Origin of the sequence: Nocardia sp. NPDC059180, assembly GCF_042754945.1 — a bacterium.
Classification (GTDB): domain Bacteria; phylum Actinomycetota; class Actinomycetes; order Mycobacteriales; family Mycobacteriaceae; genus Nocardia.
Genome location: NZ_JBHZBU010000004.1, coordinates 248,553 through 260,494, shown reverse-complemented (window position 1 = coordinate 260,494; position 11,942 = coordinate 248,553). Strand labels below are relative to the sequence as shown.

Genomic DNA, 11,942 nt, shown 5'->3' with positions numbered 1-11,942 from the left:
TTCGCGGCGCCGCAGGCACCGCAAAAAATTACGGCACGTAGCGGCGGAGCCTGCGGGCCGCGAACTCGCGGAAGTAGGAGAGTTTGTCCGGGGGGGACGATCGAGGGCAGCAGGAAGTACCAGGCGCGTTCCATCCTGGTGGCCATCTGGTCGATGGATTCGGTCCCGACCGCGACAATATGCACGCCGGTGGTGACGCCCTGCAGCAGCAGGCCGATGGTTTCCGGATCGAGGTCGGCGACCAGGTCGCCCTGCGCGATGGCGCGCTCGGCCAGCAGCCGGTAGGTCTCGCCCCAGGACTTGGCGATGTTGTCGCCCGCGGCGCCGCGATAGTCGCCGATCTGATGGGTCAGCTTGAGCATCGCGCCGACCATCGGATCGTTCATCGATAGATCGGCCACCACGTAGGTGATGCCGATGCACGCCTCGAGGGCGGGCACCCGGGGATCGAAGAAACCCTGGCAGGAGCTGACCAGACGCTCGTTGCCCTGGTCGACGACGGCGCGTGCCAGTTCTTCCTTCGAACCGAAGTGAAAGTACAAGGCGCCCTTGGTCACGTTGGACTGCGCGATGATCTCGCTCAGGCTCGCGTTCGCATAACCCAAGCGCAGAAAGACATCGGCCGCGCCCGCGAGGACGGAGTCGCGGGTGATCTCCGCGCGCGCTTGCCTAGCCATCAGATCCGCCTGTCATCCCAAAAACCAGCCATCCTGAAGTAGACCGACATCCCGAATTTGACCGACATACCGCCCGAACAGCACCCAAAGGATGGGTGAACCGTACCACCAGCGCGCCGCCCGCCAACCGATTCGAGCATGTGGTGCAAGCTCGTTCGCAATTCACCGGTTAACTCTCCCGGTCAGTTCTCGGTCCCGGCCGGCCACTCGGAACTGAGCTGCGGATCGGCCTCGAGGTGCCTGAGACCGTTCCAGCACAGGTTGACCAGATGCGCCGCGACCACCTCCTTGGAGGGGGTCCGCTCATCCAGCCACCAGGTCGCCGCGGTCGACACCATGCCGACGAGTGCCTGCGCGTAGAGGGTGGCCAGGCTGGTGTCGAGATCACGGCGTTCGAAATCGCCGGCGAGGATATGCGCGACCTGGTTGACGGCCTCGTTGAGCAGGCTCGAATAGCGGCCGTCGCCGGTCTGCGGCAGCTGATCGCGGACCAGGATCCGGAACCCGTCGGTGCGTTGTTCGATATAGGTGAGCAGCGCCAGCGCCACCTGCTCGAGCCGGACCCTGGAGCGATTCTGGGTCAGCGAGGAGGTGATCATGTCCAGCAACATCGACATCTCACGGTCGACGACGACGGCGTAAAGCCCCTCTTTACCGCCGAAATGTTCGTAGACCACCGGCTTGGACACCTGGGCGCGCTGGGCGATCTCCTCGATGGAGGTCGCGTCATAGCCGCGTTCGGCGAATAACGCGCGACCGATTTCGATCAGCTGCTGACGCCGCTGGGTACCTGTCATCCGAGGCCGCGCCGGGGACGTGGTGCGACGCGATTTGTCGGCGTGACCGGCTGCCCGCGGATTCTCGCCGGTCGTGGGTGTCTCGTGCATTGGCCTCCCTACCTACGCCGGCGTAACGGACTGGGGCCAACTGTTCCAGACAGCTCGGGCGTGGGCACAGTCGGGCGCGCGAATCGCGCCCACGGTTCGACGGATCCGAGGTCGGCATGCGAGTATCGTTGCCGTGCCGAAGCGCACTGGCGGGCGCGTTTGCAGCCCGTCGATGCGACAATCCGCCGTAGTGTAATGGCAGCACCTCTGATTTTGGTTCAGATAGTTCAGGTTCGAGTCCTGGCGGCGGAGCACGCGAGCACGCGCAACAGCTCGCGGGTACGGTGTCCAGCGCACAGGTGCGGTCACCGGCCGATGGCACGGTGGCCTGCTACGGACACGGTGCCGGCTCACGGGCAGTGTGAGCAGCGTGGGCCCGCACGCGTTGGACCAGCACGATGACAGGCAGCCGAGGGAGATTCATGCCACAGCAGACCGCCGTCGTCGTTCTCGCAGCCGGTGCCGGGACACGAATGCGGTCGAAGACCCCCAAAGTGTTGCATTCGCTGGCCGGCCGCAGCATGCTCGCGCACGCGCTGCATGCGGCGAACGAGATCGACCCCGCGTATCTGATCACGGTGGTCGGGCACGACCGGGAACAGGTCGGCGCCGCAGTCGCGGCGGTGGCCACCGAACAGGCCCGCGAGATCATTCCGGCCGTGCAGGAGCAGCAGCTCGGCACCGGCCATGCCGTGCAGTGCGGGCTGACCGCACTACCGGCCGACTTCACCGGTGACGTGCTCGTCACCTCCGCCGACGTACCGCTGCTGGACGGGCATACGCTCGCCGCCCTGCTCGACGAGCACCGCAGCTACGCCGACCGCCCCGCGGTGACGGTACTGACCTTCGTCCCCGAGGATCCCAACGGCTACGGCCGGATCGTGCGCGAGGCCGACGGCCAGGTCGTCGAGATCGTCGAGCACGCCGACGCCACCCCGGAGCAGGCCCAGATCAACGAGGTCAACTCCGGTGTGTACGCCTTCGACGTCACGGTGCTTCGCACCATGCTCGGCAGGCTGTCCACGGCCAATGCCCAGCACGAGCTCTACCTGACCGATGTGCTGCGCCTGGCCCACGAAGCGGGCCATCCCGTGCAGGGCGCGCGCCTGGTCGACTCGGCCAAGGTCACCGGGGTCAACGACCGGGTGCAGCTGGCCGCGGCCGCGCGCACGCTCAACGGCTACATCCTGGAGCGGCATATGCGCGCCGGGGTGACCGTCGTCGACCCGGCCACCACCTGGGTGGATGCCGGAGTGCGGATCGGGCGCGATGTCGTGCTGCGGCCCGGTGTCCAGCTGCTCGGCAACACCATCGTCGGCGAGGACGCCGAGATCGGACCGGACTCCACGCTCACCGATGTGACCGTCGGCGACGGCGCCAAGGTCATCCGCACCCACGGCGACGGTGCGGTGATCGGACCTGCCGCGACGATCGGACCGTTCAGTTACCTGCGTCCCGGCACCGTGGTCGGCGACTCGGGCAAGCTCGGCGCCTTCGTCGAGACCAAGAACGCGAACATCGGTGCGCACTCCAAGGTGCCGCATCTGACCTACGTCGGTGACGCGACCATCGGCGAGCACAGCAACATCGGCGCGTCCAGCGTTTTCGTGAACTACGACGGGGTGAACAAACACCACACGACGGTGGGTTCGCATGTGCGCACGGGCAGCGACACGATGTTCGTCGCACCCATCACCGTGGGTGATGGCGCCTATTCGGCGGCGGGTACTGTACTGCGCAGAAACGTTCCGCCGGGGGCGCTCGCCGTGTCGGGTGGACCACAGCGCAATATTGAGAACTGGGTGCAGCGGTATCGTCCCGGAACCGCTGCGGCGCGCGCGGCGGCGGAAGCCATCGCGGAAAACGAGATGTCGAGTCAGGCAATCGAGCTAAAGGATGGCAAACAGCAGTGACCGCGTCATGGATCGACAATCAGAAGAACCTGATGCTCTTCGCCGGGCGTTCGCATCCTGAGCTGGCCGAACAGGTCGCCAAGGAACTCGATGTCCACGTCACGCCCCAGACTGCGCGCGATTTCGCCAATGGCGAGATCTTCGTTCGCTTCGAGGAGTCGGTCCGTGGTTCCGACGCCTTCGTCCTGCAGAGCTTCCCCGCGCCGCTGAACGAGTGGCTGATGGAACAGCTCATCATGATCGACGCCCTCAAGCGTGGCTCGGCCAAGCGGATCACCGCGATCCTGCCGTTCTACCCGTACGCGCGCCAGGACAAGAAGCACCGCGGCCGTGAGCCCATCTCGGCTCGCCTGGTCGCCGACCTGCTCAAGACCGCGGGCGCGGACCGCATCATCACCGTCGACCTGCACACCGACCAGATCCAGGGTTTCTTCGACGGCCCCGTCGACCACATGCACGCCCAGCTGCAGCTGGCCGAGTACGTCCGGTCGAACTACAGCCTCGAGCACATCACCGTCGTCTCCCCCGATTCCGGCCGCGTGCGCGTCGCCGAGAAGTGGGCCGATTCGCTCGGCGGCTCGCCGCTGGCGTTCATCCACAAGACCCGCGACCCGCTGGTGCCCAACCAGGTCAAGTCCAACCGCGTGGTCGGTGAGGTCGAGGGCCGCACCTGCATCCTGATCGACGACATGATCGACACCGGCGGCACCATCGCCGGTGCGGTTCAGGTGCTGAAGGAAGCCGGCGCCGGCGACGTGGTGATCGCCGCGACCCACGGTGTGCTGAGCGCGCCCGCTGCCGAGCGGCTGGCCGCCTGCGGCGCCAAGGAGGTCGTGGTGACCAACACCCTGCCGATCACCGAGGACAAGAAGTTCCCGCAGCTGACCGTGCTGTCCATCGCGCCGCTGCTGGCCCGCACCATCCGCGAGGTATTCGAGAACGGCTCGGTGACGGGTCTGTTCAACGGCAACGCGTAGGCTCACAGCCCTTGGGCGGGCCCGGACCACTAGGTCCGGGCCCGCCATTTTTTGTGGTCCGGTTCCCGCGCTCGGCAGGCCGTTCGGCGCATACTGGCTGGCATGGACCGTGACCCGTTGGATGAGGACATGGGGGACGACGAGCAGGCGGACGAGATCCGCGCCTACGAGAGCGTCATCGAGGATCCGCCCGAGGACCTGCGGATCCGCAATCGCGCGAGCGACGACGACGGGCGCCTCGGCATCGAGGAGGAACTCGACCAGGAGTGGACCCCGCGGCGTCGCGCCGCCGAGATCGCCGACGATGACGACCGGCCCGCCGAGGTGGCCGCCATGGAGATCGTCGACGAACCCGAACAGTAAACCCGCTTGACCTGCTCCACCGCCGTACCCGAAACGCCTTGATCGGACGAATGAGGAGACGCTATGAGCACGCCGCAGCAACCGCAGGAACCCGGCAGCGGGGACCGGCCGCAGGACGGAGAGCCCCGCGCCACGCCACCGGAGCGGGAGCCGGAGACTCCCGAGCAGGCGAGCCAGGCGGGCGAGGTGACCGGTTCGGCGCCGGGTGAAGGTGCCGGGACGGAGCCGCCGACACTACGGAAGCCCACCGGCGGTGCGGCGGGCCCCGGTGGTGAGGTGCCCGAGCAAGCGTGGCGCGAGCAGCCGTTGGAGGGCGGCCCAGGGCAGGCGTGGAGTGCGCAGCCCGGTGGAATGCAGCCGCCGTCCGGGCAGCCGCCGTCCGGTGATCAGCCATGGACCGGTGGAGCGCAACCCTATGGTCAGCAGTATCCGTCGGGGCAGCCCGGCGAGCAGTGGGGTGGCGGACCGACCGGAGAACCCGGTTACCCCGAGGGCGGCGCCTACCCGCCCGCCGCGGGACCCGGCGGCGAGGGCGGCGGTTTCCCGTCGTATCCGCAGCAGTCCTTCCAGCCCTACAATGCCGAACCGCAGCGTTCCGGCACACAGGTGTTCTCCATTATCGGATTCGTCTGCGCGGGCATCTGCTTGCTGTTCTGCCCGATCCTGTTCGGACCGGCGGGGATCATCCTCGGCATCATCGGCCACAACAAGGGCGAACCGCTCGGTAAGTGGGCGGCGATCGCCGCGGGTGTGGCGATGGCGATCGGGTTGATCCTCACCTTCGCGTTCTTCAACGCCGATATCGTCCCGGAACAGGACTGAGCCGGGGTACCTACCCCAGATCCTGTCACCTGCGCTCGCTGTCTCGTACTCAGCTGCGTGCGGCCGAAACCTGCATCGGGCCTACCGCTCCGGGTTCGCGGGCCGGTACTCAATTGCGCGTGGCCAAAACCAGGGTGAACCGGGTGTCCGGGTCGGTCCATGCCTTGTCGAGGGTGAATCCGGCGGCCGACAGTTCGGTGTCGAGGCTCTCCAGCCGGAACTTGGCCGAGATCTCGGTACGCATCTGCTCCCCGCACGCGAACTCGACCACGAGATCGAGATCGGCCACCGTCACTCGCATGTCCTCGGTGGCTTCGAGCCGCATCTCGATCCATTCGTTCTCGGCGTCCCAGAGGGCGATATGGCGGAACTTGTCCGGCTGGAAGTCGGCCGAGAGCCTGGCATTGAGGACGTGCAGCACATTGCGGTTGAATTCGGCGGTCACCCCGGCGGCGTCATCGTAGGCCGGGACCAGGATCGCCGGGTCGATCACCAGACCGGCGCCGATCAGCAGATGTTCGCCGGGTTCGAGGACATCGTGGATGTCGGTGAGGAACTCGGCGCGTTCGACGGGGACGAGATTGCCGATGGTGCCGCCGAGAAAGGCGATCATCCGGCGGCCACCACGCGGCAGATTGTGCAGAGTGTCGGTGAAATCGCTGACCACACCGTGCACAGTGAGCCCAGGGAACTCGTCTGCGACCTCGGTGGCGGCCGCGCGCAGCGCCGCGGACGAGACATCCTGGGGTACGTAGGTTTTCAGCGGGGCCTCAGTCGACAGCGCCGAGAGCAGCAGCCGAGTCTTGGCGGCCGAGCCCGCACCGAGTTCCACCAGCACCTCCGCCTGCGCCGCGCGAGCGATCTCGGCGACCACCCGCTCCAGGAGGGCGCGTTCGGTGCGCGTCGGATAGTACTCGGGCAGCTGGGTGATCTGCTCGAACAGCTCGCTGCCGCGGGCGTCGTAGAACCATTTGGGCGGCAGCCACTTCGGGTCGGCGGTGAGCCCGCGCCTGGCATCCTCGCGCAGCGCCGCGGTGAGATCGGCGTCGGTGAGATGGATTTCCAGCGTCGGTGCGGTCATTGCGGAATCCTTGTCGTCGAGGGGTGAGCCGGTGTCACGTCATTCACTACTGCGCCGGTGTGCCCGAGTCGCGATGGTCGAGTGGTTCGATCGTCAGGTTGCCCGGCTCGGCGTGCACGAGACTGTGCTCGGGAATCGGACGCCAGCGCGGATCGGTGTCGTAAGGCTCGGACGCGACCACGGCGAAGTCGTCGGTGACCAGAGCCGAGAGCGCGTGCTCCCAGGCCGTGGCCCAGATTCTCGTACCGTCGCCGAGCAGCAGATTGAGCCGGGCGGTCGGCGCGTGGGCGACCACGGTCGTGACGAGCAAACGCAACGCGTCCGCCGGGTTCGCCACCAGATCCTCCGGCGCGCCGGGCGTGAGCAGGCCGCGCAGGAGCACCCAGAGCGCGGCCGAATCGGTCGCGGACTCGGCGTCGAGCAGGTCGGCGGTCTGGAACATGCGGGTCGCGCCCGCGCGGGTCGCGGCGCTGTCCAGATCGGCCAGGGTCGCGGTGAGCGCCTTGCGCCAGTTCGGCACGACACCGTTGTGGCTGAACGCCCAGCCGTCGTCGATGAACGGGGCGCAGGCTGCCCGCTCCACCGGCATCCCGACCGTCGCCGACCGCACCGCGGCCAGAACTGCAGGCGATTCGATCTGCGGCAGCACCTCGTCCACGGCCGGATCGGTCCAGATGGGCGCGGCATTGCGGTAGCGGGTCGCGTGCGCCGGACCGCTGCCGTCGGTGGGCGGGCGCCACCACGCGACACCGAATCCGTCGGCGTTGATCGTGCCGCCACCTCGCATGTCCCGTGGCGCCCAGGCCTGGGTGCGCAGGGCATGCACACCGCGAGTGAGTAGATCGCCGACGGGCACGCGCGGGCCGACATAGGCGAGATGTCTACACATTGGCGCTCCACGATGTCGTTCGAGTGTCGATATATCGCCTGGCGCGGCAGCGTGGCGCAGATGCCCGAGCCACTCGGTCGATCACTCGCCCTCCCCTGGTTCGAGGTCGCGGGCCAGGCGGAAGCCCGAGAAGATCTGCCTGCGGATCGGGTGGTCCCAGTTGCGGAAGGTGCCGCGGCAGGCGACCGGATCGGTGCCGAACGAACCGCCGCGCAGCACGCGGTAATCGCCGCCGAAGAACACCTCTGAGTACTCGCGGTAGGGGAAGGCGCGGAAGCCCGGGTAGGCCTCGAAACCGGAAGCAGTCCATTCCCAGACATCGCCGATGAGCTGGTGGACGCCCGTCGGTGTGGCGCCCGTCGGGTAGGCACCGACATCGGCCGGCTCGAGGTGGCGCTGGCCGAGATTCGCATGGGCCGCATCGGGTTCGGCGTCGCCCCATGGAAAGCGGCGGGACCGCTCGCCGGCCGGATCGTGGCGCGCGGCCTTCTCCCATTCGGCCTCCGTCGGCAGACGTTTGCCCGCCCAGCGCGCGTAGGCCTCGGCCTCGAACCAGGACACGTGCACCACCGGCTGGTGCGGGCGCAGCGGCGTCATGACGCCGAAGACTCGCCGCCACCATCGACCGGCCGGATCCCGCTCCCAGAACTGCGGCGCGACCAGACCGGCCTCGACACGATGGGCCCAGCCGCGTTCGGACCACAACTCCGGGCGCTCATAGCCGCCGTCGGCGATGAAGGCCAGGTATTGCTCGTTGGTGACGGGCGCGGCATCGATGGCGAACCCGGGCACATGCACCGGATGCGCGGGCCGCTCGTTGTCCAGCGCCCACGGGTCGGTGGAGGTGCCCATCATGAATCGGCCCGCCGGGATGATCACCTCGCCGGTCACCGATGCGGTGCCGGTCGGCGCAGCCGGTGCGGACAGCACCGCTGCCCCCGCGCGCAGCTGGTGGGTGGCCAGCATGGTCTCGTCGTGCTGCTGTTCGTGCTGGGCGATCATGCCGAATGCGAACCCACCGTCCACCAGCGGCGCACCACGCAAGGTGCTGCGGTCCAGCACATCCCACACCTTGTCGCGGACCGTGCCGACGTAGTCGCGGGCCTGGCCGGGGTCGAGCAGCGGCAGCGCCGGACGGTTCACCCGTGCGTGTTTGAACGCGTCGTAGAGCTCGTCGATATCGGCGCGCACCGGCTCCCGTCCACCCACATCACGTACCAGCCACAGCTCTTCCTGATTGCCGATATGGGCCAGATCCCACACCAGCGGACTCATCAGCCGCGAATGCTGCGCCACGAGTTCGGCCTCGTCGAGACAATCGGTCAGCGCCGCGCTGCGTGAGCGGGCCCGCGACAGCGTTTCGGCGATGCGCACGCGCAGTTGTTCGGTGGCGTTGGTGTCGTCAGCGGGCAAGTGGACGGTCACGAGGCAACTCCGGGTCGTTCGGGGGTCGATGTGAGGAGGTCGGGCCAGTCGGGGTTGGGCCTCTCACAGCTCGCCTCCGGCTTGCACCCTGCCGGGAGGGCGAGCGCTGCGGCACCGGCGAGCCGCCTCGCCGATGTCATCGGCCGCGGCGGGCGAGGCGGCATGGGCGGCGGCCGCCTCCAGCAGGTCGACAGCGGCAGTGCGGATCGCCGGATCGTCCAAACCGCAGCGGGCGGCGTCGAGCCAGCGGCCGGCGGTGGACCTCGCGATCGACGTCGCCTCGGCCACGGCGGCCGGAGACGACATCAGGGCGTCGATGACATCGATCGGGACCGTCCAGCTCGCCCCCGGCTGTGCGTCGAGGTAGCGGACCTCGAGGTGCCCGGAGGGTCGGACGGGCGGGAACATCGTGGTGAGGTGATAGTCGAGGTCGCTGCGGTCGGGGCGGCGGCCGATCTCGTCGTCCAGGGCGCCGGAGAGCCAGTCGGCGAAGGTCGCGCCGGGCGGGGCGGCCCATGAGCAGTCGGCGCCACTGTTCCCACCGCCACGGCCGTTCCCCGAGCCATCGCCGTTCGCGAAGCCGCCACCGATCGGCGGGGCGTCGCCGGCGGCCCGGTCACCACTGGCCGAGGCAACGGCGGCTGCGGCGTTTCGGCCGCCCCAGGAGCCATCACTGGACGACGAGCCACCGGACCTGGCCGATCCGGCCTCCGGCTCGGCAGACCGCACACACAGCAGCGGCGCATCCAGCGCCCAACGGGCGTAACCGGTGATGGGGTCGGCCCAGTCCTCGACCGGTGGCCGGGTCCGGGAGTGGTCGAGCCGTAGCCAGGTCCGCATCCGCTGGGACGCCCACTCCCCTGCCGGGGCGCCGCGTAGCTCCGGCGAGCAGGCGAAGGCGGCGAGCAGGGCGGGGCCGACCGTGTACAGCGCGGTCCAGCGGGCGCCGACCTCGGCGCGGTCGGCGCCCGCGTCGACGCTGACCTGCGTCGCCGCGGTATTGCACATCATGAGTTTGCCGAACGGGCCGATACCGGCGAGGTAGCGCTCCATGGCCTGATAGCGGGGTAATCGCAGGACGCGTCGGGCGCGGCGGTCGGCGTCGGCGGCCGCGGAAACGATGCCGAGGCATTGGGATTCGAGGAGGCCACGCAGCATGCGCGCATCGGCGGCGAGCTGTTCGCCGAGCTGGGCGGCGGTGGCGTAGGGCGCGCTGGAGAGTTCGATCTGACCACCGGGTTCGATGGTGACCCGGCTGCCGCCCGGGAGCGCGAGTGCGGGCGAATCGGGGGCGATGGACCGTGGTGCGTAGGGTCCGAGGGCGTCCGCGAGCAGGTCGAGGGGCGGACGCGGAGCGGCCGTGGGGCCTGACGCCGGACACTCACCGTGGGTGGTGAGCCATTCGAGTTCGGCGCCGATCAATCCCGGCGGGCCCAGCTTGAAGCAGACCCCGCCGACGTAGGCCTCGGCCGCCGCGCGGGAGGACAGTTCCCGATCCGTGGCGACCTGCCACGCCTGCCTGCGCTCGAGTGTGACCGCCATGCTCGACCTCCAGGTGGTTCCAGTGCGCGGTGGATCTGTTTTCGCGATTGGGATCGTGGGGATATTCGGTGCTGCGATATGGCGAGTTCATCTGCCGGCGTCGTCGTCGGTGGATTCCAGGGTAGCGACGGACACCGACAAGTATTCGGCGAGCGAGCAGAACGCTCGAGCGGATATCGTCGTCGGCATGCTGAATGAGCAGCGGATACGCAAGGACACCTCCGGTGTCGGAAACGGTCTGGTCTTCCTCGACAGCGCGGGATCGTCGCTGCCGCCGCGGGTGGTCACCGAGGCGGTGATCGCGCATCTGCGGCGCGAGGCCGTGATCGGCGGCTACCGCGCGGCCAATGAACGGCTCGACGATCTGGCAGCCGTCAAGCAGTCGATCGCCACCCTCATCAACGCCACTCCGGCGAGCATCGCGCTCAGTGACAGCGCCACCAGGTCCTGGGCCGATTTCTTCTATTCGGTGCCGCTCGGCCCGGGTGATCGCATCCTCATCTCCGGCTCCGACTACGCCAGCAATGCCATCGCCGCATTGCAGCGCGCCCGCGCGACGGGCGCCACCGTCGAGCACATCCCGAGCGACCCCACCGGCCAGCTCGACCTCGATGCCTTCGCCGACCTCGTCGACGATCGGGTGAAGCTGGTGTCGCTGCTGCACGCGCCGACCAATGGCGGCCTGGTGAACCCGGCAGCCGAGGCCACCAGGATCGCGCATGAGGCGGGTGCGCTGGTGCTGCTGGACGCCTGCCAGTCCGCCGGCCAGATCCCGCTCGATGTCGCCGAGCTCGGCGTGGACGCGCTGTCGGCGACCGGACGCAAATGGCTGCGCGGCCCGCGCGGCACCGGATTCCTGTACATGCGTCCAGAATTGGCCGCGGCCATGGAGCCCGGGCGGCTGGATCTGCACAGCGCGGAGTGGATCGCCCCGGATGCGTACCGCCTGGCCCCCGACGCGAGCCGGTTCGAGTTCTGGGAACACGATGTCGCGGCCCGGCTCGGCCTCGGCGCCGCCGTCGACTACCTGCTCGAACTCGGTCCCGACGAGGTCTACGCCGCGATCGCCGCCCGGGCCGAATACCTACGCAAGGGCCTATCTGAGATCCCCGGCGTCACGGTCCGCGATCTCGGCCTACGCCACAGTGGCATCGTCTCGTTCACCCTCGACGCGGTGGCCCCGATACAGGTGCGCGATCGGCTTGCCGCACAGGACATCACCGTTACCGTCAGCCATCGCAGTTCCACGCTGCTGGATATGACCGGGCGCGCGCTCGACGCGGTGGTGCGGGCCTCGCCGCACTGCTTCGTCGGCTTCGACGAACTGGATCGTTTCCTCGCAGCGGTCGCGGAACTCTGACGGGCG

Annotated in this window: 10 protein-coding genes, 1 tRNA gene and 1 pseudogene; 6 read left to right on the top strand and 6 right to left on the bottom strand. The window is 68.6% G+C overall.

Annotated elements, in window-relative coordinates; genetic code table 11:
- Positions 1–28 precede the first annotated feature (28 nt).
- Together ACFXNW_RS15250 and ACFXNW_RS15245 are read right to left on the bottom strand one after the other, a co-directional pair.
- Positions 29–677, bottom strand: a pseudogene (locus tag ACFXNW_RS15250) (TetR family transcriptional regulator).
- 182 nt (positions 678–859) lie between these two features.
- The gene (locus ACFXNW_RS15245; protein ID WP_085996260.1) at positions 860–1,474 is read right to left on the bottom strand and encodes a TetR/AcrR family transcriptional regulator; all 615 of its coding nucleotides are present in this window, start codon (positions 1,472–1,474) and stop codon (positions 860–862) included.
- A 271-nt stretch (positions 1,475–1,745) separates the two neighbouring features.
- Here ACFXNW_RS15245 and ACFXNW_RS15240 point away from each other — a divergent pair.
- The 5 genes from ACFXNW_RS15240 (at position 1,746) to ACFXNW_RS15220 (ending at position 5,639) form a co-directional block, all read left to right on the top strand.
- Positions 1,746–1,816, top strand: a tRNA-Gln gene (locus ACFXNW_RS15240).
- A 170-nt stretch (positions 1,817–1,986) separates the two neighbouring features.
- Entirely contained in the window at positions 1,987–3,477 is a 1,491-nt protein-coding gene (gene glmU, locus ACFXNW_RS15235) for a bifunctional UDP-N-acetylglucosamine diphosphorylase/glucosamine-1-phosphate N-acetyltransferase GlmU (RefSeq protein WP_379418295.1), read from the top strand.
- Positions 3,474–4,454: a ribose-phosphate diphosphokinase gene (locus ACFXNW_RS15230; RefSeq protein ID WP_379418294.1), complete on the top strand. Its 981-nt coding sequence runs from the start codon at positions 3,474–3,476 to the stop codon at positions 4,452–4,454. The genes glmU and ACFXNW_RS15230 overlap by 4 nt, the downstream gene beginning before the upstream one ends.
- A 102-nt stretch (positions 4,455–4,556) precedes the next feature.
- On the top strand, positions 4,557–4,817 hold the full coding sequence (locus ACFXNW_RS15225; protein WP_379418293.1) for a hypothetical protein: 261 nt from the start codon (positions 4,557–4,559) through the stop codon (positions 4,815–4,817).
- 63 nt (positions 4,818–4,880) lie between these two features.
- Entirely contained in the window at positions 4,881–5,639 is a 759-nt protein-coding gene (locus ACFXNW_RS15220) for a hypothetical protein (RefSeq protein ID WP_379418292.1), read from the top strand.
- Positions 5,640–5,748: 109 nt separating this feature from the next.
- On the opposite strand, the gene egtD is transcribed toward ACFXNW_RS15220, so the two are convergent.
- From egtD to ACFXNW_RS15200, 4 genes are all read right to left on the bottom strand, one after another.
- Positions 5,749–6,720, bottom strand: coding sequence for an L-histidine N(alpha)-methyltransferase (gene egtD / locus ACFXNW_RS15215; RefSeq protein WP_379418291.1), 972 nt, complete (start codon positions 6,718–6,720; stop codon positions 5,749–5,751).
- 46 nt (positions 6,721–6,766) lie between these two features.
- Positions 6,767–7,609 (bottom strand): ergothioneine biosynthesis protein EgtC, encoded by an 843-nt coding sequence (egtC, locus tag ACFXNW_RS15210; RefSeq protein WP_379418290.1) that lies wholly within the window; start codon positions 7,607–7,609, stop codon positions 6,767–6,769.
- Between the two features lie 81 nt (positions 7,610–7,690).
- Positions 7,691–8,989: an ergothioneine biosynthesis protein EgtB gene (egtB, locus tag ACFXNW_RS15205; RefSeq protein ID WP_379418651.1), complete on the bottom strand. Its 1,299-nt coding sequence runs from the start codon at positions 8,987–8,989 to the stop codon at positions 7,691–7,693.
- Positions 8,990–9,097: 108 nt separating this feature from the next.
- Complete coding sequence (locus tag ACFXNW_RS15200) at positions 9,098–10,576, bottom strand: glutamate-cysteine ligase family protein (RefSeq protein WP_379418289.1); 1,479 nt, start codon at positions 10,574–10,576, stop codon at positions 9,098–9,100.
- A 187-nt stretch (positions 10,577–10,763) separates the two neighbouring features.
- Here ACFXNW_RS15200 and ACFXNW_RS15195 point away from each other — a divergent pair, with 187 nt between their 5' ends.
- Positions 10,764–11,936, top strand: a complete 1,173-nt coding sequence (locus ACFXNW_RS15195) for an aminotransferase class V-fold PLP-dependent enzyme (protein WP_379418288.1) — start codon at positions 10,764–10,766, stop codon at positions 11,934–11,936.
- The last annotated feature ends 6 nt before the right edge of the window (positions 11,937–11,942 follow it).

What these genes read in the sequence shown, in the direction of transcription:
- ACFXNW_RS15195 (WP_379418288.1), top strand. Translation starts at nt 10,764, where the DNA reads ATGCTGAATGAGCAGCGGATACGCAAGGACACCTCCGGTGTCGGAAAC.
- ACFXNW_RS15220 (WP_379418292.1), top strand. Translation starts at nt 4,881, where the DNA reads ATGAGCACGCCGCAGCAACCGCAGGAACCCGGCAGCGGGGACCGGCCG.
- glmU (WP_379418295.1), top strand. Translation starts at nt 1,987, where the DNA reads ATGCCACAGCAGACCGCCGTCGTCGTTCTCGCAGCCGGTGCCGGGACA.
- ACFXNW_RS15225 (WP_379418293.1), top strand. Translation starts at nt 4,557, where the DNA reads ATGGACCGTGACCCGTTGGATGAGGACATGGGGGACGACGAGCAGGCG.
- ACFXNW_RS15245 (WP_085996260.1), bottom strand. Translation starts at nt 1,474, where the DNA reads ATGACAGGTACCCAGCGGCGTCAGCAGCTGATCGAAATCGGTCGCGCG.
- egtC (WP_379418290.1), bottom strand. Translation starts at nt 7,609, where the DNA reads ATGTGTAGACATCTCGCCTATGTCGGCCCGCGCGTGCCCGTCGGCGAT.
- egtD (WP_379418291.1), bottom strand. Translation starts at nt 6,720, where the DNA reads ATGACCGCACCGACGCTGGAAATCCATCTCACCGACGCCGATCTCACC.
- ACFXNW_RS15200 (WP_379418289.1), bottom strand. Translation starts at nt 10,576, where the DNA reads ATGGCGGTCACACTCGAGCGCAGGCAGGCGTGGCAGGTCGCCACGGAT.